The sequence below is a fragment of the Aeromonas sp. QDB63 genome, from assembly GCF_027707425.1.
Lineage (GTDB): Bacteria > Pseudomonadota > Gammaproteobacteria > Enterobacterales > Aeromonadaceae > Aeromonas > Aeromonas caviae.
In genome coordinates, this window is sequence record NZ_JAPCIS010000012.1 from 29,649 (window position 1) to 52,944 (window position 23,296).

Below are 23,296 nucleotides of genomic sequence, written 5' to 3' on the forward strand. Positions count from 1 at the left end.
TGTGGGCGGTTCCTCAGTTGAGAGCCAGCCGGCTGTCCTGCGCCGTCCGGTAGAGCCCCTGCTGATAGGCCAGGCTGCCCCACAGGACCAGCCCCAGGGCGGCATCCTTCATGGCGCCCGGCTGCGGCGCCGGGGTGAGCGTCTCGGTCGCATCCTCGTAGATGAAGCCTTCCGGCGCCCGCTCGGGCTGCAGGATCACCACATCCTTGCCACGCATCAGGGCGAAGTTCTTGTCGTACTGCATGATGGCGCGTCCCGGCCAGTCGGCGGGCATGCGGGTGAGATCCTTGCCCAGCATGGGGTAGTCGGCACTGATGCCCATGAGGGAGAGCAGGGTCGGGGCCATGTCGATCTGGCTGACGATGCGGGGGTCCTTTCTCGGTGCTATGCCGTCCCCCAGGATGACCCCCGGGATATGGAAGCGGGGGATGGGCACCAGGCTGGCTCCCCCGACCCGGCTGTCGTGATCGGCGATGACCAGGAACAGGGTGTCCTGCCAGTAGTCCGATGCCCTGGCCTTCTTGAAGAACTCGCCGACGGCGTAGTCCGCGTACTTGGCGGCGTTGTTGCGGGTCTGCTTGGGCTGCTCGTACAGGGCGATGCGGTTGTCGGGGAATTCGAAGGGATCGTGGTTGCTGGAGCTGAACACCAGGCTGAAGAAGGGTTTGCCCTCCTTGTGCAGCGCCGCGAAGGTCTCGTTGGCCTTGGCCATCAAATCTTCATCCGAGGCGCCCCAGGATCCCTCGAACACCGGGTTCTTGAAGTCCTTCTGCTCGACGATGGTGGTGAAGCCGTTGCCGAGGAAGAAGCTGCGCATGTTGTCGAAGTGGCTCTCGCCACCATAGATGAAGCTGGTGTCATAGCCTCGCTGCTTGAGCAGGTCGGCGATGGTGAAGAAGTTGGTCTGGCTCTTGCCGAGCTTGACCACGGCCTGGGCCGGGGTCGGCGTGAAGCCGGTGAGCACCGCCTCGATGCCGCGTACCGAACGGGTACCGGTGGCGTAGAGCTGCTCGAACGCCCAACCCTCTTTCGACAAGGCATCGATGTTCGGGGTGAGCGGCAGGCCGCCGAGGGTGCCGACGAACTGGGCCCCCAGGCTCTCTTGCAGCAGGATCACCAGGTTTTTGGGCTTGCCCTGGTAGCTGGCCGTGTTGAAAGTCTGGCTCGGCAGATCGGCAGAGGTGAAATCGCCGAGAGGGCGGCCGCTCTCCTCGCGGACTATGTCGAGTACCTGATGGTCAGCCATCTTGCCGTAAAACTGGCTGGCATCCTCCTCGGCCCCCATCTGCTTGATGGCAAAGAAGAGGGAGTAGGCGGAGTTGACGGTGAGGGCGTTGACCAGGGGATCGTCGGCAAAGGCCACCATGGCCGGATTCAGGGCGCGATGGCCGAGACTGGAGCGGGCGCCGAGGAAGCCGACGGCGAGGATCAGCAGGGCGAAGGCGGGGCGCCAGTACCAGCGGGGGAAGCTTAGGTCACGCACCAGGCGGCCGCTCAGCCACCAGCCACCGCCGAGTACGGCGCCGCTGAAGATCACGGCCAGCAGCAGCTCGCCCTTGCGGCCAGCCCACAGCATGGAGAGCACCTCCTTCGGATAGATGAGGTACTCCACATAGAGGCGGTTGGGGCGCACCCCGTATTCGGTGACGAAGGCGGGAGTGGAGATCTCGAGAAAGAGCATCAGCCAGAGCCCCAGGGTGAGCCAGATCCGGATAAGCTGCATCCAGAGCCGCCCCGGCGCGTGGGGCCCGGCCAGCAACTGGGTCAAGACGGCGGGTACGCCCCAGACCCAGCAGAGGGTGGCGACGTCGACGCGAATGCCTTGCAGCAGCATCTCCTGCCAGCCAGAGACAGCATCCACCCGTTCCAGTTGCCAGAGCCCCAGGCCAAGGCGGCTGACGGTCAGGGAGATGAGCGCGATCAATGAAAATACGGCGATGGGCCAAACCGGTCCCAGCCATTGTCTGATGGTGGTCATATTGTTCCTGCAAACCTGTTTGCGCCCAGTCCCCGGACGCATTGTTGTTATGGTGCAGGAGTATGACAGTGGCGCCTGGCAAAGGTTGCATGGGCATGGGGTATACATGGAAAAGTTGGCACGTTTTATGATTTTTTTGTGACGGGATGCAGGGTTCGAAGAGAGCATAAAACGCTGGGAAAACTGTGATCCTGCTGGCACATCGAGACAAGGGTCGTGCCTATAATGGCGCCGAATTTCTCAATCGGAGCCGAAGGGATGCCGGTCTTCATCGATGTGGAATATATGCAGGGCTGGTCTTTGTTCGTGGTGCTCTCCGACGGCACCACAGGCGTGCTGGATCTCACCCCCTGGCGCGGCCAGCCGCTGTTTGCGGCCATGGAGACCGAGCGTCGCTTCGCCCGTGTCTTCATCGATGATCGCCATCAACTGGCGTGGCCCACGGGCTTCACCCTGGCGGCCCACGAGGTCTACCACCTGATCCTGCCCATCGACGAGCGCGCCGCCTTCCCCGATCGCAACATGCATCGATTCTGACATGCTAACTCGTTGAGTCAGGTAACGTTTTCAGTCACAGACCCGCGTCGGTCAGGTCGATATCATGACCCCAGTGCGGCGCTTTGGGCGCCCATCCACCACAGCGGGAACATAACAATGAAACAAGGAACGTTGCGTCGTGGCGGCCTCATCGGGGCCGCCCTGTTACTGACGGCTTGCGGCAGCGGGGGAGGCGGTGGCAGCAGTGACCCCCAGCCCCCGGTGGTCAATCCGCCCCCCGCGTCGGCCAGCCGCGCCTGCTACGGCAATGATCAGCCAGCCTGCAACCTGCGCACCTACCAGGTGATGGTGGAGTCCTTCGTCGACGGCGACGGCAGCGCCAACTACGGCGTTGGTTACGGCCCCTCCCGGCACAACGGCGATCTGCAGGGGATCATCGACAGCCTCGACCACATCAAGAGCCTCAACGTCAACGCCATCTGGCTGACCCCGGTGTTTGACTCCTGCGCTGGCCAGGCCGGGGACGACCGGCTGGATGCCACCGGCTACTTCGCCTGCGACTTCTTCAACGTGGATCCCAACTTCGGCAGCAACGCCCAGCTCAAGCAACTGGTGGACGGGGCGCACCAGCGCGGGCTCTATGTCTTCCTCGACGGGGTGTTCGGCCACGTCAACAAGGTGGGGGTGAGCAAGCCTTCACCAGAGGGGCGGCTGCCTGCCCTCAAGAGCGGCGGCGCAGGCTACCCGGGCCAGCTGGTGGATTACAGCCAGCCCGAGAGTCTGGCCTACTTCAAGGAGGTGGCCCGTTACTGGGTCGAGCAGTACGGCATCGACGGCTGGCGCCTCGATCAGGCTTATCAGTTGGGGCTGGATGACTGGCGCGCCATTCGCAGCGAGGTGGCGCGGGCCAGCGCGGCGCGCAAGGCCGCCGGCCAGCAGTGGGGCACCCTCGGCTACATGGTGGGGGAAGTGTGGAAGGGCGCCGACGAGATCCGCACCCAGGCCTATGGCCCGAGCGACAACCCGGCGCTCTCTTCGGCGTTCGACTTCCCCCTGCGCTACGGTCTGGTACAGGCGCTGGCGGTGGAAGAGTCCGGCAAGGGCGGGCAGGGGGCCAGCGTGCTCGACGCCAGCTGGAACAAGGTGGAGAACTACCCGGACCACGCCATGCCCAACCTGATGCTGGGCAACCACGATCTGGTGCGCTTCGGCGATCTGCTGGAGCGGGGCAACTTCAATGGGGCGGACTACTGGCAGCGGCACAAGGCGGCCTTCAGCTTCATGGCTGCCCGCTCCGGTCCCATTACCTTCTACTATGGCGAGGAGTTTGGCGACGAGGTGCCTGGCTTTGCCAGTCAGGTGGGGGGCGACTGTGCGGCCCAGGGGCTCTGCGATGATCACGTGGCCCGCAGCGATGGCAAGGTGCCCGGTGTCACCGGTTTCGTGCCGAGCAGCGAGCAGGCCGAGCTCAAGCAGTGGCTGAGCGATCTGCTGGCCTTGCGCGCCGGGCACCCGGCCCTCTATCAGGGGGAGCGGGTCAAGCTGGTGGCCGAGGGGAGCGTCTATGGCGACATCAAGCAGACGGCGGGCGAGCAAGTAGTCTACCTGCTCAACGTCTCCACCACGCCCCAGAGCTACGCCGTGCCGGTCGGCAAGCTGCGCAGCGGCAGCGCCCTGGTGGATCTGCAGAGCGGCGAGAACCTGGCCATCGGTGGCAGCAGCGTGACGGTGGACTTGCCACCCCTCACCGGTCGCTTCCTGCTGGTGCGCTGAGGGAGGCAGACAACAGAAAGGGCTCCATGATGGAGCCCTTTTTCATGGTGGCGGCTTACTTCTCGATGCCGCTGCCCAGATCGTCCCGGCGGGAAGAGACCGAGGGCTCGGCCCCGTGGCGCCAGTGTTCCAGCCGATTGTGCACCCCGCGGCGCAGGCTCTTGAAGCTGGCTTCCAGATAGTCCACCCCCACCAGGATGGAGAGGGTGACGACGGTGAGCAGCAGCGCCTGATGCAGCATGTCCATGCCGATGAGGGCGCCGAGGGCGGCCAGCATCCAGATGGCGGCGGCGGAGGTCACCCCCAGCACCTGACCATCCCGGGTCATCATGACCCCGGCCCCGAGAAAGCCGACCCCGGTGATGAGCTGACCCAGCACCCGCGCCTGATCGGCGCCCTGAGGGCTGACGGCGGCACCGATGGCGAGAAAACAGTAGGTGCCGAGCACGATGAGGGAAGAGGTGCGGATCCCCACCGGCTTGCCGCGAAGCTGCCGCTCCAGCCCCACCAGGGTGCCACACACCAGACAGACCAGGATGTTCTCCCAGCCAAGGGGCGCGATGTCCCACCACTGCATTGTCATCATATCCACCTCTGCTCGCGATGCTTGTTATCCTGTCGCGCTCTGCCCCCGGTTCTCCAGCCGCTGGCGGAAGGCCCGGGCGAGGCGCTCGTAGAGGTCCTTTGCCTCCCTGTCTTCAATATCGCCACGTATCCAGGGGTTGTCGATGATTTCCAGCAACACGCAGCCCTGACCCTGCTGGCGCAGATCCACCCCGAACAGGCCGTTGCCGAGCTGGTGCACGGCGCGGCGGGCGGTTTGCAGCACCCGCTCCGGCACGTCGTTGAGGGGCTGCGCCTCGATGCGGCTCATGTCGAGGGGGTGTTTGCGGCGACGGATGCGGTTGCCGGGTTCGGGTCGGTAACGGCGGCAGGCGAACAGCGGCGAGCCGTCGAGAAAGCCGATGCGCCAGTCGAACTCGGCAGGGATCCGGCTCTGGACCAGCAGCAGGGCGGAGCGGGCCAGCCCCTCGTCCAGCAGGCGGGCGAGCTGGATGTCATCGCTGGCCATGGCGAGGTCGCGCCCCTGGGCGCCGTCGGGGATCTTCACCATCAGCGGCAGACCGAGGCGCTGCACCAGTTCGTCCACATGCTGGCGGCCGCGGCGGGTCACGACGGTGGTGGGGGGCATGGGCACGCCGCTGCGCACCATCAGCTCGTAGAGATAGAGCTTGTTGCTGCAGGCGAGGATGGCACGGGAGCTGTCGATGACCGGCATCTTGAGCTGCTCGGCACGGCGGGCAAACTCGAAGGTGTAGTGGCCGACTGCGGTCTCGGCGCGCAGCCAGAGGGTGTCGAACTCCGGCAACCGCTCGATGGCCGAGGGAGGCAGGATCTCGGCCTGGATCCCCTGGGCAGCGGCCGCCTTGATGAAACGCTCCAGCGCCAGGGCATCGCTGCTGGCGCGGCCGTCGTTGGGGTCGACCAGGATGGCGAGCTGGTAGCGTGGCGCCGTCTGCTCCTCGTCCCCCGTGCCCACCAGCGCCTGGGCGTGCTGCACCATCAGCGCCTTCTCGCTCGGGCTCAGCGCCAGCGGTGACAGGCTCTCCTGCTGGCGCACCGACCAGCCGTGGCGACCGCGCTTGAGGGTCAGCTCCTGCAGCGGCAACTGGCTCAGGCCGTAGTAATAGCGGGCGAGCCCCGCCAGCTCACTCTGTTCGCACTGGCCGAAGATGGCGCGCACCCGGATCCTGTCCTCGCTCTGCTGGGCCAGCCAGCCCTGCAATTTGCGCCACAGCTTGGCGGGAGGCTGCTGGGGTTGCAGCCGGCTGATGGCCTGCAATCCCGGCAGGCAGTGGTGGCCGCGGGCCTGGGCCAGCAGGGAGCAGTAATAACCGGCCCCCAGGTGTTCCAGGCTGCGGCAGAGGTTGATGATGCGCGGACGCCCCCCTGTGGTGGGCAGACCGTGTTGCAGGTAGGTGCGGGCGGTCAGCAGATAGTCGGCATGGCAGGGCCAGTCGCCCGGCTCCTCGACGATGACATAGGTACTCATATTTTCAGGCTCCACAGAAAGGACTGCCAGAAACGGCAGGATCCCCAGTGGGCTTCGATGCACCGACAAGCACGACAATGGCGCGAGGGGAAACAAGAGGTTACAGTGCCTAATATTCTGCCTTGGTAACTTGTGATACAAGTCGCATTTCTGGTGCTGAGGATAAATAACCGAACAAGGACTCCCCGTGTTGACCGTGCGCGCCGCCCGAGCCGATGATTTGGGCGCCATCGTGAAGCTGGAACGCTACTGTTTTCCCCCCGAGGTCGCCTTCGGCCGCAGCCGCTGGCACTATCTGCTCAATCAGGCCAAGGGGCGCACCCTGCTGCTGCAAGACGAGAAGGCGCAGGTGATGGGCTATTTGAGCGTGCTGGAGCACAAAGGCTGGGATCGTCTCATCATCCAGACCCTCGCCATCCGCTGGACCGTCCGCCGTCAGGGGTGGGCACGCCGCCTGCTGGAGCAGGTGATCCGGGAAGGGCGCGAGGCCGGCTGGGGGGCGATTCGCCTCGAGGTCGCCGACGCCAACCCAGAAGCCAGGACCCTCTATCAGGGGCTGGGGTTTCGCCCCGGGGTACGGCTGCCCGATTATTACGGGCCCGGCCAGCATGCCCACCGCCTGGTGCTGGCGCTGGGGGATGAGCGGCAGGCGCCATCATGAGTTGCGAGGATTGCCTGGCCACGGCCATCAGGGCCAAGCTCGGGCGCTGCCCGGTCTGCGCCGCCCAGACCTTTCTCATCGGGGTCGTCGGCTGGCTGGTCTGGTGGTGGTGCGGCGCCGATACCTCGGTCAACGCCCTGACCGGCCTGCTGTTTGCGCTGGGGGGCTCGGGTCTCTTCCTGCTGCATCTGGCGGTGTTCGCATGGCGAAAGCTGGGCAAGCGCGACATATAACGTGCTGATTTTTCAAGAAGACAAATAACAATGGAGGTTCACATGATTGCAATGGTAACGGGCGCCTCGTCCGGCTTTGGTGAGGCCATCAGCCGCGTGCTGGTGAGCGCAGGCCACCGGGTGATCGGCACCGGACGTCGCGCCGAACGGCTGGCCGCCCTGTCCGAGGAGCTGGGCGAGCAGTTCCTGCCCCTGGTGTTCGACGTCCAGGACAAGGCTGCCACCCGCGCCGCCATCGAGGGGCTGCCGACCGAATGGCAACAGGTGGATCTTTTGGTCAACAACGCTGGCCTGGCACTGGGGCTGGAGCCTGCCCACAAGGCGGATCTGGAAGACTGGGAGCAGATGATCGCCACCAACATCAGCGGCCTGACCCTGATCACCCGGTTGCTGCTGCCGGGCATGGTGACGCGCAACCGCGGCCACGTCATCAACATCGGCTCCATCGCAGGGACCTATCCCTATCCGGGTGGCAACGTCTACGGCGCGACCAAGGCGTTCGTGAAGCAGTTCAGCCTCAACCTGCGTGCGGATCTGGCGGGCACGGCGGTGCGTGTCACCAACGTGGAGCCCGGCCTGTGCGGTGGCACCGAGTTCTCCAACGTGCGCTTCCACGGTGACGACGCCAAGGCGGCCACCGTCTATCAGGGGGTGCAGGCCATCCTGCCGGAAGACATCGCCAATACCGTACTCTGGATCAGCGAGCAGCCTGCCCACGTCAACATCAACAGCATCGAGATCATGCCGGTGGCCCAGACCTTCGGTCCGCTCCACATCAGCCGTCGCTGATGTCATGACGAGCCGACTCCTGTCCACAAGAGGCGCCTTCGGGCGCCTTTTTTTGATGGGTCTGGTCGCACTCGTCATGGAGTGCAGAAGGAGGCGTGCTGCGACCCCGTGCTGAACCGTCGAAAGAGGGGGTACTCAAGTTGGCCTGCATTTTGCTGTCTCCGGCCCATGGTGGGGAAACCATCCCCGGAGCCGGCGAGGCCGGCAGTGAGCGTGGAGCCTTCATGGATATCAAACCCTATGGTCATCAACTCGCCCAGAGCGCGTCCCAGAACCGTGCCCTGGCGACCCTCAGCGACAGCGACGACAAGCAGAGCGGCTGGTCTCAGCAGGTCAGCCTCTCCAGTCAGGTGCTGACCGGCAAGGCGCAGCAGGCGTTGACCTACGAGCATCTGGCCAGGAACGGCAAGAACACAGTCCTGACCGGTGGCGTCAAGGATGCGCGGGTGCAGCAGATGGTGGACAAGGCCCTGGGCTTTGATCGCAAAAAATTTGACGATCTCGAGCGTCAGCTCAAGGGGATAGCGGATGACAAGACGCTCTCTGCCGAGGAGCGCGAAACGCAGAGCAAGGACCTGGCCGCGCAGCGCGATGCCATGCTCAAGGAGGCCATGGATCGCCTCACCGGCAAATCCGCCTCCCAGGCATGATGTGATTCAAACGGCAATCCTTGGGCGTTAAAGGCAAGGGGTTGCCCCCTTGCCACGGGGCTGGCAGGCCGTGGGAGGCACGGCCTGCCGTGGTCAGGGTTCAGGGACTCTGGGGGGCAATGCCGATGGCGATGGCGGTGGTCTGCACGGCCTTGATCTGGTCCCCCTTGGCGATGAGGGCGAACTGGGCCGGATCCTGCACCTTGAGGGTCAGGGTGTGGTCGACCCCCTTGACCCGGATGGTCTGGTGCGCCTTGTCCACGTCGATGACATCGGCATAGATGGTTACCTGCATGCCGGCGCCGGCTGCGGGTTTCTCCCCGGCGGCCGCCTTGCCCCCTTCCACTTCCACCACCCGTTTTCTCACCCCGGCGGTGCCCTTGAGCAGGGTCAGGTCCAGCAGTTGCAGATATCTCAAGGCCACGACATCTCCCACCTTGAGCTGGGGAAGGTTGGTCACCTCCTCCCCGGCGATCAGATCCAGGGTCTGCCCTTCGGCATTTTTCAGGCTGACCTTGCGGGTGGCCAGGTCGATGGCGGTGACGGTTGCCCTGGCCGTCAGTTCTTCGGCGAGACTGGCTTGTCCGGGGGCCACGGCCACATGGGTGGTGACCTCGGCGGCATAGAGCAGGGGAGGGGCACAGAGGGTGAGGGCACCCGCAATCCAGGCGTGCTTCAGTTTCATGATAGAGACCCTGTGAGTGGGAAAGGGACCCCGGGAGGGGCTTGAGGGGGCGACGAACTCGTCTTCCCGCTATCACCATAGCAAAGCCGGGCAGGAGCGCCCGGCATCGGCAGGCTGGCATCGTATTTTTGACGACAGGCTCCCGTTTTTGACCTGATGGCACGGCAGGCGCACAATTCCCCGGCATGCAATCAACCGAGGGCTCTGCCGTGTACAACTTCCAATATGCCAATCCCACTCGCATCTGCTTTGGTGAAGGCCAGATAGCCACTCTGCCGGAGCTGATCCCGGTCGGCAGCCGTCTGCTGGTGCTCTACGGGGGTGGCAGCATCAAGCAGAACGGGGTCTATGAGCAGTTGACCCAGGCGCTGGCGGGCCGGGAGTGGCTGGAGTTTCCCGGCATCGGCGCCAACCCCCAGTACGACCAGCTGATGGAGGCGGTGGATCTGGTCAAGCGCGAGCGCATCGACTTCCTGCTGGCGGTGGGTGGCGGCTCCGTGGTGGATGGCACCAAGTTCGTGGCCGTCGCGGCCTGCTTCGAGGGGGACGATCCCTGGGAGATCCTGCGGGACAAGGCCCCCATCAAGGCAGCGCTGCCGCTGGGCTGCGTGTTGACCCTGCCGGCCACCGGCTCGGAGAGCAACCCCGCCGCCGTGGTGAGCCGGGGGGAGGCCAAGCTCTCCTTCTACAATCCGCTGGTGCAACCGGTGTTTGCGGTGCTGGATCCCGCCACCACCTACAGCCTTCCACCGCGCCAGGTGGGCAATGGCGTGGTGGATGCCTTCGTCCACATCCTCGAGCAGTACCTCACCTTCCCGGTGGGGGGCGAGGTGCAGGACCGGCTGGCGGAAGGGCTGTTGCAGGTGCTGGTGGACAACGGTCCGCGGGCGCTGGCGGAGCCCACCAACTACCAGGTACGTGCCAACCTGATGTGGGCTGCCAGCCTGGCCCTCAACGGCCTCATCGGTCGCGGTGTGCCCCAGGACTGGTCCACCCACGCCATCGGTCACCAGCTCACCGCCCTGCACGGGCTGGATCATGCCCAGAGTCTGGCGGTGGTGCTGCCCTCCCTGCTGCGGGAGCAAGCGGCCCAGAAGCAGGAGAAGCTGGCCCAGTTTGCCGAGCGGGTGTGGCACTCCAGCCGGGAGGACAAGGCGCTGCGCATTGAGGAGGTGATCATCCGCACCGAGCAGTTCTTCCAGCAGATGGGGGTGGGTACCCGGCTTGCCGACTACGGGCTGAGCGAGGGCTGCATCCCCGGCATCTGCTCCAACCTCAAGCGTTTCGGGCTGACCGCCCTCGGGGAGCAGCAGGACATCGATCCCGACAAGGTAGCCAGGATCCTCTCCCACGCGCTGTAAGTCATCCTGGCAACCATAGTGGCGCGGATCCTTTCCCTCGTCCTCTGATCACCGGCTGACCAACGGAAAAGAGAACGCCCCGATCATCGGGGCGTTTTGCAGGGTGTCATCGGGGCACCGCCGTTTATTCGGCGCTGCGGTCCAGCTCGCGCTCCAGGGCTGCCGCCTTCTGGCGGGCCGGGTGAGTGTTGAGTCGCTGCCAGTAGGCCTCAAGGTGCGGGAACTGGGCCAGCTGGCCGCTCTGGGCCAGCAGATCCACCAGGAAGGAGTTCAGGATGTCGGCGCCGGTGAGGTGATTGGCCACCAGGTAACGGCGGTTTGCCAGCACCTCATCGAGATAGCCCAGCACCTTGGCGCACTCGGCTTTGGCGTAGTCCGGCAGGAAGCGCATCGGGCTGCCATCCTTGCGCACGAACATGTCGAGCAGCAGCGGCAGAATGCCGGAGCTCTCGGCGAAGTGGAGCCACTGCAGGTATTCGGGATACTCCGGGCTGTCGGCGGCCGGTGCCAGCCGGTCCGGGGCGTGGCGGGCGATCAGGTACTCGGTGATGGCACCGGATTCCGCCAGCACCCGCCCGTCAAACTCGATGACCGGCGACTTGCCGAGGGGGTGGACGGCCTTGAGCTCGGGCGGCGCCAGAAAGGTGGCGGCATCGCGCTGGTAGGCCTTGATCTGGTAGGGCAGGCCCAGCTCTTCAAGCAGCCAGATGATGCGCTGGGAGCGGGATTTGTTCAGGTGGTGCAGGACTATCATGAAAACCTCGACGCAGTGACGGAAGGCGGTGATACGCAGCGCCCCGGTAGCCGGTTCACTGATGGATGAAAAAGAGCGGGCGTGGTGCCCGCTCCTTCGTCGATTGACTCAGGCCTCCAGCGCCTGATCCAGATCCGCCAGTATGTCCTCGATGGCTTCGATCCCCACCGACAGCCGGATCATCTCAGGTTTCACTCCAGCCTTGGCCTGCTCCTCTTCGCTCAACTGGCGATGGGTGGTGGAGGCGGGGTGGCAGGCCAGGGACTTGGCGTCGCCGATGTTGACCAGCCGCTTGAAGATCTTGAGGGCATCGTAGAAGCGCACACCCGCCTCGTAGCCGTCCTTCAGGCCGAAGGAGAGGATGGCCGAGGGGCGACCGGCCATGTACTTCTCCGCCAGCGGGTAGTGGGGGTGACCCGGCAGACCGGCGTAGCTGACCCAGGCCACCTTGGGGTGGTGCTTGAGGTGGTGGGCCACCCGCAGAGCGTTGTCCACGTGGCGCTCCATGCGCAGGCTCAGGGTTTCCAGCCCTTGCAGCAGCAGGAAGGCGTTCATCGGCGCCAGCGCTGCGCCGGTATTGCGCAGCGGCACGGTGCGCACCCGGCCGATGAAGGCCGCCGGGCCGAAGGCCTCGGTGTAGACCACCCCGTGATAAGAAGGCTCGGGTTGGGTCAGCTGGGGGAAGCGCTCGGCGTGATCCGCCCAGGGGAACCTGCCCGAGTCGACGATGACGCCCCCCAGGGAGTTGCCGTGGCCGCCGACATATTTGGTCAGGCTGTGCACCACGATGTCGGCGCCGTGTTCGATGGGTTTGCACAAGACCGGAGTGGCGACCGTGTTGTCGACGATGAGCGGCACGCCGCGGGCGTGGGCCACCTTGGCCAGGGCGGCGATGTCGACGATGTTGCCCGCCGGGTTGCCGATGCTCTCGCAATAGACCGCCTTGGTCTTGTCATCGATGAGGGCGGCGATGGCCTCGGCGCTGTCATCCTTGGCGAAGCGTACCTCGACCCCGAAGCTCGGCAGCATGTGGGCGAACAGGGTGTAGGTGCCGCCATAGAGCTGGGGGGTGGAGACGATGTTGTCACCGGCGGCGGTCAGCGCCTGGATGGCGTAGGTGATGGCGGCGGAACCTGCCGAGACCACCAAGCCGGCGATCCCCCCTTCAAGGGCGGCCATCCGCTGCTCCAGCACATCGTTGGTGGGGTTCATGATGCGGGTGTAGATGTTCCCCGGCACCGCCAGATTGAACAAGTCCGCCCCGTGCTGGGCGCTCTCGAACTCGTAGGCCACCGTCTGGTAGATGGGCACGGCAACGGCCTTGGTGGTGGGGTCGTTGGCAAAGCCGTGGTGCAGGGCCAGGGTCGCATCTTTCATCACACACTCCTTGTTGGATGTCACCATTATGGATGGATAGACGTCCAATCTAGCAGTCCTGGCGCCGATGTAAACCACCCATTCCGGCAAAGCAATGCCGGGGGATGGCGGTGACCGGATGGCGTTTGTGACGGCGACCTCAGAGACGGCGGCGATACTCCCTGTCGTCTATCTGGTGCATATCCCACTGCATCAGGCGGTTGAGCTGCGCCATGGGATCTTCGACCAGCGTCAGAGGGCGGGGCAGGATCCTCAGGAAGTAGCGACGGAGGGTTTGCTGGATCCGGTTCGGTTTGAGGGGGTTGGCATGGCTCATGATGGTGCTCCTGTGCTGTGGTTCTCACGTTCGCCAGCAGTATTGAGCTAAAATGCGGAAGTAAAAACTGATGACTTTCAGTCAAGGGATTTCCTCTTTTATGCCTACTAGCCGCCTTTATCAGCAATTTCAACGGCTCGCCCAGCAGCTTGGCTGCGACGAGCGGGAAATCAGCCTCGCCGAGGTGGCGGACCTGCTCTGCTGCACCCCCCGCAATGCCCGCCTGCTGCTGCGCCGCATGGCAGGGCAGGGCTGGCTGTGCTGGACGGCAGAAGCAGGGCGGGGGCGGCGCTCCCGCCTCACCCTGCTCGACAACCAGGAGAGCCTGACCCGGCGCCGATTGCGGGATCTGCTGAGCCAGGGCCAGCTGGCGCAGGCGATGCGGCTGGCCGAAGATCGCCTGGATCTGCTCACTCCGCTGCTTATCGAGCAGCTCGGCCAGGCCACCCGGGAGGGGCGCCAGATCCTGAGGGTGCCCTACTACCGGCCTCTGCCCGGTCTGCTGCCCACCGCGCCCTTGCGCCGCTCCGAAATTCACCTGAGCCGCCAGCTCTTCAACGGTCTGACCCGGCGAAACGAGGAAAATGGGGAAATCGAGGGGGATCTCGCCCACCACTGGGAGTGTCTGGCCCCCTGTCACTGGCGCTTCTATCTGCGCCCCGTGGTGCGCTTTCACCATGGCCGCGAACTGGTGGTGGAGGATGTGATGGAGAGCCTGCAGGCCTTGCGGGATCGCCCGCTGTTCGCCCATCTGGCACGGCTGGAGAGCCGCTGGCCGCGCACCCTGGACATCCATCTCGACAGCCCGGATCCTCTGCTGCCGCACCTGCTGGCCGAGCCGGTGGCGGCCATCCTGCCGCGGGAGCTCAAGGGGGAGGCGAATTTCGCCCTGCAGCCGGTGGGCACCGGCCCCTATCGGGTGAGCGCCAACGACCCCCTGCACCTGTGCCTCGAAGCATTTGACGACTACTTCGGGCTGCGGGCCCTGCTCGACGAGATCGACATCTGGATGCTGCCGGAGCTGGCGGAACGGCTGGAGAGCCACGTCAGGCTGGGCAGCGACACCCCGGAGCTTGGTTCCATGCGCGGGGAGTCAGAACTGGAATCCGGCTGCTACTTCCTGCTGCAGGACGACAGATCGGTCCCCCTGCAGGACCCGGCCCTGCGCCAGTGGCTGACCCGGCTGCTCAACCCCATCGCCCTGATGGCCCGGGTGGCACCCGAACTGCAGCGGGGCTGGACCAGCGCTCTGGGCCTCCTGCCCCACTGGCGCGAGAGCCTGCCTCTTCCCGAGCCAGGCCCGGTCAGACTGCCAGCTCGGCTGGTACTGGCCTGCTTCAACCAGCATCTGGAGTTCAACGAGTGCGCCAGCGCCATGAGCAGCCTGCTGGCAGAGCAGGGGATCCAGCTCGAGGTGCGTACCCTGGACTACGGGCGCTGGGTGAGCGGGGAGGATGAAGATGTGGATCTCTGGTTCGGCACCCTCAACCTGGAGCATGAGCACGCCTTCGCCCCTTACGCCTGGCTTCAGGGCACCCCCTTGCTGCGCCGGGTGTGGGGCGGCCAGCAGGCCCTGTGGCAGGGATTGACGCAGTGGCGCGCCCATGGTGAAGAGCCCGGCCCCCGTGCCCTGCTGGCCGAGGTGCAGCGCCAGAGCTGGTTCGTGCCGCTGTTTCACCACTGGCTGGAGCTGGAGAGCCGGGTCGGCGTGCACGGTGTGCGCATGACGGCCCTTGGCTGGTTCGATTTTCGCAGCGCCTGGTTAAAGCCCGAGCAGGTGGCGCAGGAGCCGGAAACCGGCGGTGGCTCTCACCCCCAGGCAGGGACGCTTGAGTCGGACGGGTTGGCGCGCTAGCCTGTGCGCGGTCCTACGACAAGGAGTCGACATCCATGCTGGAAATGCAGATCCAACCCCGTTTTCAAGAGACGGACGCCCTCGGTCACATCAACAACACGGTGCCGGCGGTCTGGTTTGAATCGGCCCGTGATCCCCTGTTTCGCCTCTTCTCGCCCGAGCTGGATGTGCATGACTGGCATCTGATCATTGCGGGCTACACGGTGCAATTCAAACGGGAGCTGTTCTATGGCCAGATGGTGTCGATCAAGACCGGCGTGCGGCGTATCGGTACCAGCTCCTTCACGCTCTGGCAGGAAGCCTGGCAGGGCGGCGAGCTGGCGGTGACCGCCGAGACGACCCTGATCCATTTTGACTACCGGTCCCGGCAGTCCATCCCTTTGAGCGAGGCTCACCGGGAGGGACTGAGGGTCTGGCTGGTAGAGAGTTAATCCGGCCTTCGGGCCCACCACAGGACACTTATGCGCACAACCGCGATCGCCCTGAGCCTCGGCTTGGGACTGGGACTCTGCTCCCTGCCTTCATTCGCCGCCTCCCTGGCCGAGCAGTTCACCCTGATGGAGAAGGGGGCCGACAGCGCCCTCGATACCCGCTTGTTCAGCCACGATGGCGTTGACATCAAGGCCTGGGTCGACGGCACGCCCGTCATCATCGCCGTGCCCATCCTGAACGAGCAGGGCAAACAGGAAGGGGAGAGCCGTTACTACTTCAAGGGCGGCAAGCTGTTCGGGGTGAAGGAGCCCGCCGCCCAGTTCGCCTTCGATGACAGTGGCAAGCTGACCCAGTGGCTGGACGACAAGGGGCAGCCTGCGGAGTTTGTCAGCAAGATGAGCATGCAGCAGCGGGAAGCCTGGCTGACCAGACGGGCGGCCGAGCTGGGCGGGTTGTTTGCACCGAGCACCGCCGAGGAGAAGGCTGACAAGGGGGGCGTCAAGCTCAAGGGGGCCGAGCTCGCCCAGTGGCTCTGCAATGGCAAGCTGATGGCGCTTGCCGGAGGTGACAAGGTGACCTTCGAGCCGGCCAAACTCAAGAGAAGTGCAGAGGGCATCAAGGGAGAAGTTTCCCTGCGCCAGGAGAAGGGGTGGCAGGATCTCTGCCTCACCTGCGAGGTGCAGGGCAATCGGGTGACTCGCCTCACCTGGCAGCCGCTGCCGGGTGCCAACAAGCCGCAGTAAGGGCGGCAGCGTCAAAGAATGGGGGCCCACTTGCGGGCCCCTTTTTCATGCCGGTTACTGCTCGCCCAGGGTGAGCCGGGTGAGGGCCTCCACCCGTCGCCACTGACCGGGCTCGAACCAGCGTGCCAGGATCTCTGGCTGCTGGCTGGCACGGGCCTCGGCAGGCAGGGGCCTGATCTCTGCCAGATAGCCGGCCAGCTGCTGCTCGAACCCCTGCTGGCTCTCTGCCAGCTGGAGCAACCGGTCTGCCGCCTCCGGTCCCAACTGTTCGCGCAGTGCGGCGTCACGCCCGGCTGCGGGGAGTTGCTCCAGAGCCTGCAGATCGCCGAGCAGGCGGCTGTTGGCCTCCGCCTCCCGAAACCACTGGGGCTGCTCCGCCAGCCAGAGCTCCAGCTCGCTCGCCAGCAGCGGCTTGTCGGCATCGCTGGACTCCGCCAGCGCCTTGCGGCGCAGGGTCCACTGCTCCATCAGCCTGTCCTCGGCAAACAGCTGCTCCTGCTCGACCGGGGTGAAACGCTGCCTGCGCAACTGTTCGCGCTCGTCGAACAGCTTCTGCAAGCTGGCCAGGCCCGGATCCGTCGGCACCGTCAGGCTGCCCTCGGCCGCGAGAAAGGCTTCATGGCGGGCCTGCAGCGAGCCCTTGTCCGACGGCGGTGCGGCCTGCCTGACCAGAGGGGAAGCGGGCCCGGCATGTTGCGGCGAAGGGGCGGTTGCGTCAGCGGAGGGCCAATACTGCCAGCCCCCCAGCAGCAGGGCCGCCGCCATCGGAACGGCCATCAGCCATGCCCTGTTCATAGTCCCAGCCTCTGCAGGCGGTTGGCGTGCTGGCGATAGAGGTTGACCGGGTCGGTCTCGAACAGGTGGCGAATGCCGAACGACTGGTTCACCTCGTCCAGATGGTTCATGCGGTAGTGGGTGCCGATCACCTTGCCGAGGTGGCTGCTGCACACCCCGACCAGGCCGTCACTGGGCTCCTTGAAGAAGCTGCCGGTCAGCGCCAGCGCCGGATCCACCGGATCCAGGATGTTGGTCATGGTGCCGCGTCCGCTCCAGGAAAAGTAGTAGACCCCGTTGGCGGCCTGCATGGGCCCTTCGCCGCAATGCTGGCTCGGCAGCCCTTCCGGATAGCGCTGGTTGAAGCGTTGGGCGCCGGTGCTGGTGAGGGCGTCGAGGGCGGCGAGGGGATCCTGCGGCAGCTGGCTTCCCCCGGAGAGCAGCGAGATGACCCCGGACAGGGCCGAGGCGGCGGCCACCGCCAGACCTTCGGCCGCCGAGCCCGGCGTCACCTTGGCCCGCACCAGGTCGGCGATCTCCGAGCCATGGTTGACCCCGCCCACGCTGGTGGCGGAGGCGACCAGCTCGGGGGCGACCGAAGCGACGTAGCGAATGGTGGGGCCACCGTGAGAGTGGCCGATGAGGTTCACCTTCTCTGCCCCCGTGACGGCGAGCACCTGCTGCACCTGCTTGAGCAGCTGTTCACCGCGTAGCTCCGAGCTCTGGGTGGCGGAGACCTGGGCCACGTAGACCTTGGCGCCATCCCGGGTCAGGGCCTGGGGGATGCCGTAGAAGTAATCGACTCCGAGCAGTTTGTCGAAACCGAACAGACCGTGCACCAGCACTATGGGGTAGCGGGTCTGGGTATAACCGGCCCCCTGACCCAGCATGGGCAGGGCGCACAACAGCATCAATAGCCATCTTTTCATCTTCACCGTCCTTGTGAAAAAACCGGCTGCACTCTGGTCGTCACCGGGGGGCGTCACCGGGCAGCCACCGGCCTCATGCCAGTACCGGCAGCATGGTGGCTGAACTCAAATGTATCTGTGGATGGGATCACTAAACCGGGGATTGCAGAAAAACCCTACCCATATGGGCAAAAAAGGCGGCACCAACTATTCCTTGTGACTGCCCATTAAATAAGTTAAATAGTAATTATTATCATTTGAGTGGTCGAGTCATGACGGGAACCTGGGTGAAGGGGTGGGTCGGTACCACCGGAGCGGACAGCAGCATGGCGCACTGGAAAGCGCAGACCCTGAGTGGCAACCGCCATTTCGATGCGGGGGAGTACGCCAGGGCGCTCGACTGCTATCAGCAGGCGCTGTGGCTTGCCCGCCAGCAGTTTGCCGACTGGCATGATGCCGACGAAGCGGTGGCGGCCCTGGTGGTGGCCCATCACAACCTGGCGGATCTGCTGGTGGCCATGACCCTGCCGGATCGGGCCGCCGACCTGCTGTGTCACATCCATGATTGCCTGCTGGCCACCAGCCAGTCCCCCACCAGTTCCGCTGCCCTGCGGGAGGCGGCTGTTCGCCACGCCCGCAGCACCCGTACCGAGCTGCTCGCCTTTCTGGGCAAACACGGTCATCACGACGGCATCCAGCGCAGCCTGGGTCAATGTCTGTGTCAGACCGGCTCTGCCCATCAACTGCATTGAGCCCAACAGGAGAGACAATGAACATGAGCCATACCCTGCCAGCCCTTCCTTACGCTTATGACGCGCTGGAACCCCATATCGATGCAAAGACCATGGAGATCCATCACAGCCGTCACCATCAGACCTACATCAACAACCTCAATACCGCCCTGGCCGATCTGCCGGAGCTGGCTGCCCTGCCGCTGGAGGCATTGCTTGCCCGTATCGACAGCCTGCCGGCCCAGGTGCAGGGGGCGGTGCGCAATCACGGCGGCGGTCACGCCAACCACAGCCTGTTCTGGCAGGTGATGAGTCCGCAGGGCGGCGGCGAGCCGGACGGCGAGCTGGCCGCAGCGATCGAGCGGGATCTGGGTGGGCTGGAATCCTTCAGACAGGCCTTTACCCAGGCGGCGTTGAGCCGTTTTGGCAGCGGCTGGGCCTGGCTGGTGGTCGATGGGCGCGGCAATTTGCAGGTGGTGAGCAGCGCGAACCAGGACAGCCCCCTGATGGAGGGGCTCACCCCCATACTCGGGCTGGATGTGTGGGAGCATGCCTACTACCTCAAGTACCAGAACAAGCGTCCCGACTACATAGCTGCGTTTTACAACGTGATCGACTGGGACGAGGTGGCACGGCGTTACGTGGCGGCGCTGGCCTGACGACCCATTTCACCTGATGAAAGAGACCCGCCTGTTGGCGGGTCTCTGCTATTGAGGGGTCAGTGTGCTGCCGGTTGACGTTGCCGCGCTGGCGGCAGCCGGATTATCCACAGGCGTAGCTTCGCTCGGCACGGCGGCGCTGGTGGCCAAGGCACTGCTGGTTGCAGCCGCTGCACTGGTGGCGGTTGCAGCGCTCACTGCCGCTGCCTGCTTGGCCTTCGGCTGATGAGGGGGCGGTGCAATGGGCAGGCAGGGCTGGTTAGCCCCTATGGTGCTCAACGCCTGGCAGGGAACGGGAGCGCCGATGACGATGGGCTCGCCGAGGAACTTGGGCCCCTTGTCCAGCACGTAGAGGTCTAGCAGCCCCATCAGGCGAGCGAACACCTCGCGTACCCGGGTCTTGATGCCCTGATAGGCGCTGGGATCCACGGCGTTGAAGCCGACCGCCTCGATGCCGAAATGGCGGGCGATGAAGATGGCGCGCTCGTTGTGGAAGGCCTGGGAGACCACGGTGAAGTGGGCCTGACCGAACACCTCCTTGGCACGTACGATGGAGTCCAGAGTCCGAAAACCGGCGTAGTCGCTGTAGATGGCGCTGGCCGGAATGCCGGCCTGGATCAGGGCCCGCCGCATCTGGCGCGGTTCGTTGTACTGCACGGTGGCGTTGTCGCCGGAGACCAGGATGTAGTCCACCTTGCCGTTGTTGTAGAGCTCGGCGGCGGCCTTGATCCGGTATTTGAAGTAGTGGTTCGGGCTGCCGCCAATCAGGTATTTGGAGGTGCCGAGCACCAGGGCGACCCGGTTGTAGGGCACCGCGTTGACGTCGTCATAGGTGTAGTGACGGGCGTCCGAGACGGTCCACTCGCTGTAGCCAAGCAGGGCGGCGATGGAGGCCAGCAACAGGCAGAGGCAGGCGAGCAGGATCTTGGCAAACTTCTTCATGCGCGGTGCGGTTCGGGTCTGAAGTAAGAGAAGACAGGGGGTCATTCTATTACAAGTTGTTGTGGCGCGTCAGGTTTGATGGCGGCGCAGGGGCTCACTCGGGCAGAGGTTGTCGCAGCGCGCGCCAGGATCCCGGGCTTATCAAACGGCGCCATAAACAAGGGGCGGCCATGGCCGCCCCTTGTCATAGCCGTCTCGTTCTCAGTGGGAAGAGTCGTTGGCCTTGCACTCGTCGGAGTCCTTGCTGGCTTCCCACCAGGGCAGCAGCTCGCGGCCGAGCCACTGCTGGTAGGCCTCGCTGTCATTGGCAATCAGCTGGTCCAGCTCGGCTTCGAAGGCGCTCATGGCCTGCTCTCGATCCGGGCCTCGCAGGGCCCGGGCCATGGCCAGCCAGCTGGCGCCGCGACCGGTCTCGTTCAGGAAGCGGTGCACAGTGTAGGACCAGGAGTAGACCATCTCGCCGCCCTTGTCGTAATCCAGGTGCAGGATGTCGGCCAGGGCCGGACGATCCCCTGCCGGACGGCCGGCGACGTTGTCCAGACCGCGGGAGAAGCACTGACCGTGGGCGATGAATTCCGCCAGCCCTTCCGACCACCAGGTGGTGCGGTTGAGTGGGTAGTGGCCGAAGCTGCCGTACTGGTTGAAGCGGCCGTCCAGGTAGTGCACGTACTCGTGGCGCAGGTTCCACACCTGGAACGCAGGACGCTTCCACTCCGCCTCGTAGGCGAAGAAGCGGGCCTGGTTGTCGGGGCGTGCCGGATCTCCCTCAATGTAGATGCCGCCGTTGTCGGTGGAGACGCCGCCAAACAGGGCACTGCCGTAGCGTTTCCAGTCGGCGGAGGAGTTGAAGACCACCAGTTCCAGTGCCTCGTTGTGATCATCCGCCACCGGCTGCCAGCCGGTCTCCATCTGCTGGTGGAACTGCTGCTCTTCGGCACCCAGTTCACGGCAGATCCCCTCGGCCTGAGCCATGGTCAGATCCTGGGCCCGCAGGCGCAGGGTCGGCGAGCAGGTGTGCTCGAAGGGCAGCACGTCCTCCACCCGGACAGGGGTGCAGAGCCCGGCGAAGTCACCGCTGATGCAGGCTTCGCTGGTGCGGTCCGTGTAGGTCAGGTAGTAGGTGGAGAGGGTCAGCGACATGTCTTCCAGCAAGTCCTGGCTCTGCTGGCCGCCGGGGATCAGGTCGTGGTGGCGAACCAGTGCGATGACGGAGTCATCCAGCAGCTTGCGGTAGCCGTCGAGCTCGTCCGGGCGGGTGTAGCGGGCGACCCGGTAGAGACGGGTGTAGGCATCCAGCACGTTGTTGAGCAGGAACAGATCGGCGCCATCCCTTCCTTGCCACAACGCGAGCTCGCTCATGCCGAGGGCGTGCAGCTGCTTGCGCAGCTCGCCATCCTGCTGGCGGAAGTCGTTGGCGAAGGGGTCGCTGTAGTCGCTGGCGAAGTCGAGGAAGTTGAGCAGATCGAACAGGCCGGTCGCCCAGGGGTGCCGGCTGTTGATCTCGCTGGCATGGCGGGTGCTGTAGGCCAGCATCTGGTTGAACTCGCCGAGCAGGGTGCCAAAACGGCTCTGCACTGCCGGGCTCTTGAACTGGCCGTGCAGGGCGATGCTCCAGGCACCCATGACGGCGCCTACTTCGTCGCTGGCCTGCTCCGGGAAGAGCAGCGGATGGGCACCCAGCGCGGTCAGCGCCTCAGCCAGCGCCTCGGCGGCGGCCGGGCCGTCTTCCTTGTGCTTGCCGTAGTTGTGGTAGTTGTGGGCTCGCACGTATTCCAGCAGCAGCTTCATGGCCGGATGGGCCGGCTGATTGGCCGCCAGCAGGCTCTGGATGCCGCGCGACACGGCCAGCAGCTTGGTGTCATCGTGACCATAGTTCTCCTGCCAGACCGGTGCGGGCTGGCCACTGGCATCCTGCACTATCTTGGCCGCTTCGGCGTCCAGCAGTTCGGTGCCCGGCAGATCCGGCTCGGAGCAGGCGCGGCCGTCGGCACGGCGACAGTCGATCTGCTCTTCCTTGCTGGCCAGCACGATGGGGCGGTTGAGCACCCGGCTCTCCTGCCACTCGGTTGTTTCCGGCAGGGTCTGCCATTCGCTGCCCCCCACCGGGTATTGATAGCCGGTGTCCTTCAAGACCACCTGCACTTCGCTGCCGGCGGGCAGGGTCTGACGGCACACCCGATAGCTGATGGTCTTGTCCCCTTCCTGACGGGTCTGGGGTTCATCGCACTCCTGCTGGGCCTTGATCTCGTCCAGCAGCCAGGTGTACTGGCGCCAGACGTGCAGCTCGCTCACCTGCTTGGCGGCCTGGCTGCCTGCGATGGGCTGCAGGCGGAAGAAGATCTGCTCGAGGCGGCCATCCCGTTCATTGGGGGTCTCTTCCAACACCTTCAATTGCTGCCAGTTTTGCGGCTGGTACTGCCATGCCTGCTCGGCGCAACGACCTTCGGCGTTGAGCTCGCAGCGATCCAGCTCCTGCTCGCTGTGACCCAGGATGACCCGCTCAGCCAGCGGCAGACGATCCTGACGCGGCGCGGTCGGGGTGCCCGCCAGGGGCTCCCAGCGGCCCTGTTTCATGCCGTAGCCATAGTCATAGCTGCTGGCCGGGACGGCCTTGCCGGCCGGTACCACCTCTTCACAGCTGAGGTAACGGATCTGCCAGCCCTGCTCGATCTTGAGTTGCGGCTCGCCGCACTGCTGCTCTGCCAGCGCGGCCAGGTTGGCATCGCGCCAGTCGAAGCGGCGATACACCCTCAACTGCTGATAAGGGGTGTCGCTGCTGTGGGCGCTCAGTTCAAAGGTCACTTCGGTGAGACGATCCCCCAGCTGACGGCTGGATTCACCGTTGAGTTGATACTGTTGCCAGTCGGAGGGGGAGTAGTTGGCCAGCGCCGAAGTGGCGAGCAGGCTTGGGGCTGCCAGGAGCAGCAGCCGGGGAGAGAGGTGCTTCATCATGATCCCTTTGGTGGATGGAGAGGCGTGGGGACCAGAGAGGGTATTGGGCTCCAAAGGAATATCAATTGGCCAGATGGCGCAGCGAAATGATGCATTCGGGAGCAAACAACATAAAAACAGCCCCAAAGGGGGCTGTGTTGATAGCAAGGACTCCGCCCCATATGGGGGAGGC

General features: G+C 64.9%; 23 protein-coding genes. 12 read left to right on the top strand and 11 right to left on the bottom strand.

Annotated features, from left to right (window positions below; genetic code table 11):
* Positions 1-13: 13 nt before the first annotated feature.
* Positions 14-1,978 carry an LTA synthase family protein gene (locus PG879_RS10235; RefSeq protein WP_270830122.1) on the bottom strand — a complete coding sequence of 655 codons (1,965 nt, stop codon included), beginning with the start codon at positions 1,976-1,978 and terminating at the stop codon, positions 14-16.
* 258 nt (positions 1,979-2,236) lie between these two features.
* On the opposite strand from PG879_RS10235, the gene PG879_RS10240 reads away from it, so the two are divergent.
* Together PG879_RS10240 and PG879_RS10245 are read left to right on the top strand one after the other, a co-directional pair.
* Entirely contained in the window at positions 2,237-2,515 is a 279-nt protein-coding gene (locus PG879_RS10240) for a DUF2442 domain-containing protein (RefSeq protein WP_041214353.1), read from the top strand.
* A 117-nt stretch (positions 2,516-2,632) separates the two neighbouring features.
* A complete protein-coding gene (locus tag PG879_RS10245) occupies positions 2,633-4,249 on the top strand; it encodes an alpha-amylase family protein (RefSeq protein ID WP_270830124.1) in 1,617 nt (538 codons plus the stop codon).
* A 55-nt stretch (positions 4,250-4,304) separates the two neighbouring features.
* Here PG879_RS10245 and PG879_RS10250 read toward each other — a convergent pair whose 3' ends face one another.
* Together PG879_RS10250 and PG879_RS10255 are read right to left on the bottom strand one after the other, a co-directional pair.
* Complete coding sequence (locus tag PG879_RS10250; RefSeq protein WP_039039793.1) at positions 4,305-4,835, bottom strand: MgtC/SapB family protein; 531 nt, start codon at positions 4,833-4,835, stop codon at positions 4,305-4,307.
* A 24-nt stretch (positions 4,836-4,859) separates the two neighbouring features.
* Positions 4,860-6,302, bottom strand: coding sequence for a RimK family protein (locus PG879_RS10255; RefSeq protein ID WP_270830126.1), 1,443 nt, complete (start codon positions 6,300-6,302; stop codon positions 4,860-4,862).
* Positions 6,303-6,489: 187 nt separating this feature from the next.
* On the opposite strand from PG879_RS10255, the gene PG879_RS10260 reads away from it, so the two are divergent.
* The 4 genes from PG879_RS10260 (at position 6,490) to PG879_RS10275 (ending at position 8,635) form a co-directional block, all read left to right on the top strand.
* A complete protein-coding gene (locus PG879_RS10260) occupies positions 6,490-6,963 on the top strand; it encodes a GNAT family N-acetyltransferase (RefSeq protein WP_103259406.1) in 474 nt (157 codons plus the stop codon).
* Positions 6,960-7,196 carry a DUF3624 domain-containing protein gene (locus tag PG879_RS10265; RefSeq protein WP_041212265.1) on the top strand — a complete coding sequence of 79 codons (237 nt, stop codon included), beginning with the start codon at positions 6,960-6,962 and terminating at the stop codon, positions 7,194-7,196. Before PG879_RS10260 ends, PG879_RS10265 begins: the two co-directional genes overlap by 4 nt.
* Positions 7,197-7,238: 42 nt before the next feature.
* Positions 7,239-7,985 carry an SDR family oxidoreductase gene (locus PG879_RS10270; RefSeq protein ID WP_270830127.1) on the top strand — a complete coding sequence of 249 codons (747 nt, stop codon included), beginning with the start codon at positions 7,239-7,241 and terminating at the stop codon, positions 7,983-7,985.
* Positions 7,986-8,209: 224 nt separating this feature from the next.
* Positions 8,210-8,635: a hypothetical protein gene (locus tag PG879_RS10275; protein ID WP_029313593.1), complete on the top strand. Its 426-nt coding sequence runs from the start codon at positions 8,210-8,212 to the stop codon at positions 8,633-8,635.
* A 100-nt stretch (positions 8,636-8,735) separates the two neighbouring features.
* Here the strand turns inward: PG879_RS10275 and PG879_RS10280 are convergent, their stop codons facing one another.
* Positions 8,736-9,320 carry a hypothetical protein gene (locus PG879_RS10280; RefSeq protein WP_041212267.1) on the bottom strand — a complete coding sequence of 195 codons (585 nt, stop codon included), beginning with the start codon at positions 9,318-9,320 and terminating at the stop codon, positions 8,736-8,738.
* 185 nt (positions 9,321-9,505) lie between these two features.
* Between PG879_RS10280 and PG879_RS10285 the strand changes: the two genes are divergently transcribed.
* Complete coding sequence (locus PG879_RS10285) at positions 9,506-10,681, top strand: iron-containing alcohol dehydrogenase (protein ID WP_270830128.1); 1,176 nt, start codon at positions 9,506-9,508, stop codon at positions 10,679-10,681.
* Positions 10,682-10,805: 124 nt separating this feature from the next.
* On the opposite strand, the gene PG879_RS10290 is transcribed toward PG879_RS10285, so the two are convergent.
* The 3 genes from PG879_RS10290 to PG879_RS10300 all read right to left on the bottom strand — a co-directional run bounded on the left by PG879_RS10290 (position 10,806) and on the right by PG879_RS10300 (position 13,128).
* Positions 10,806-11,435, bottom strand: a complete 630-nt coding sequence (locus PG879_RS10290) for a glutathione S-transferase family protein (RefSeq protein WP_270830129.1) — start codon at positions 11,433-11,435, stop codon at positions 10,806-10,808.
* 108 nt (positions 11,436-11,543) lie between these two features.
* Positions 11,544-12,812, bottom strand: a complete 1,269-nt coding sequence (locus PG879_RS10295; protein WP_270830130.1) for an O-acetylhomoserine aminocarboxypropyltransferase/cysteine synthase family protein — start codon at positions 12,810-12,812, stop codon at positions 11,544-11,546.
* A 139-nt stretch (positions 12,813-12,951) separates the two neighbouring features.
* The gene (locus tag PG879_RS10300) at positions 12,952-13,128 is read right to left on the bottom strand and encodes a hypothetical protein (RefSeq protein WP_080769963.1); all 177 of its coding nucleotides are present in this window, start codon (positions 13,126-13,128) and stop codon (positions 12,952-12,954) included.
* Between the two features lie 100 nt (positions 13,129-13,228).
* Between PG879_RS10300 and sgrR the strand changes: the two genes are divergently transcribed.
* From sgrR to PG879_RS10315, 3 genes are read left to right on the top strand one after another with little or no spacing between them, the layout of a single operon-like run.
* Complete coding sequence (gene sgrR, locus PG879_RS10305) at positions 13,229-14,983, top strand: HTH-type transcriptional regulator SgrR (protein ID WP_270830131.1); 1,755 nt, start codon at positions 13,229-13,231, stop codon at positions 14,981-14,983.
* A gap of 35 nt (positions 14,984-15,018) precedes the next feature.
* A complete protein-coding gene (locus PG879_RS10310; RefSeq protein WP_270830133.1) occupies positions 15,019-15,414 on the top strand; it encodes an acyl-CoA thioesterase in 396 nt (131 codons plus the stop codon).
* A 30-nt stretch (positions 15,415-15,444) separates the two neighbouring features.
* Complete coding sequence (locus PG879_RS10315; RefSeq protein WP_010672732.1) at positions 15,445-16,158, top strand: hypothetical protein; 714 nt, start codon at positions 15,445-15,447, stop codon at positions 16,156-16,158.
* A 54-nt stretch (positions 16,159-16,212) separates the two neighbouring features.
* Here the strand turns inward: PG879_RS10315 and PG879_RS10320 are convergent, their stop codons facing one another.
* Both PG879_RS10320 and PG879_RS10325 read right to left on the bottom strand, forming a co-directional pair.
* Positions 16,213-16,953, bottom strand: a complete 741-nt coding sequence (locus PG879_RS10320; RefSeq protein WP_270830134.1) for a lipase secretion chaperone — start codon at positions 16,951-16,953, stop codon at positions 16,213-16,215.
* Positions 16,950-17,861, bottom strand: a complete 912-nt coding sequence (locus PG879_RS10325; protein WP_029313597.1) for a lipase family alpha/beta hydrolase — start codon at positions 17,859-17,861, stop codon at positions 16,950-16,952. The genes PG879_RS10320 and PG879_RS10325 overlap by 4 nt, the downstream gene beginning before the upstream one ends.
* Before the next feature lie 305 nt (positions 17,862-18,166).
* On the opposite strand from PG879_RS10325, the gene PG879_RS10330 reads away from it, so the two are divergent.
* Together PG879_RS10330 and PG879_RS10335 are read left to right on the top strand one after the other, a co-directional pair.
* Positions 18,167-18,592 (top strand): hypothetical protein, encoded by a 426-nt coding sequence (locus tag PG879_RS10330; protein ID WP_029313599.1) that lies wholly within the window; start codon positions 18,167-18,169, stop codon positions 18,590-18,592.
* Positions 18,593-18,615: 23 nt separating this feature from the next.
* The gene (locus tag PG879_RS10335; protein WP_219596979.1) at positions 18,616-19,230 is read left to right on the top strand and encodes a superoxide dismutase; all 615 of its coding nucleotides are present in this window, start codon (positions 18,616-18,618) and stop codon (positions 19,228-19,230) included.
* Between the two features lie 48 nt (positions 19,231-19,278).
* Here the strand turns inward: PG879_RS10335 and PG879_RS10340 are convergent, their stop codons facing one another.
* The gene (locus PG879_RS10340; protein WP_270830136.1) at positions 19,279-20,217 is read right to left on the bottom strand and encodes a SanA/YdcF family protein; all 939 of its coding nucleotides are present in this window, start codon (positions 20,215-20,217) and stop codon (positions 19,279-19,281) included.
* 156 nt (positions 20,218-20,373) lie between these two features.
* Positions 20,374-23,121: a collagenase gene (locus PG879_RS10345; RefSeq protein WP_270830137.1), complete on the bottom strand. Its 2,748-nt coding sequence runs from the start codon at positions 23,119-23,121 to the stop codon at positions 20,374-20,376.
* Positions 23,122-23,296 lie beyond the last annotated feature (175 nt).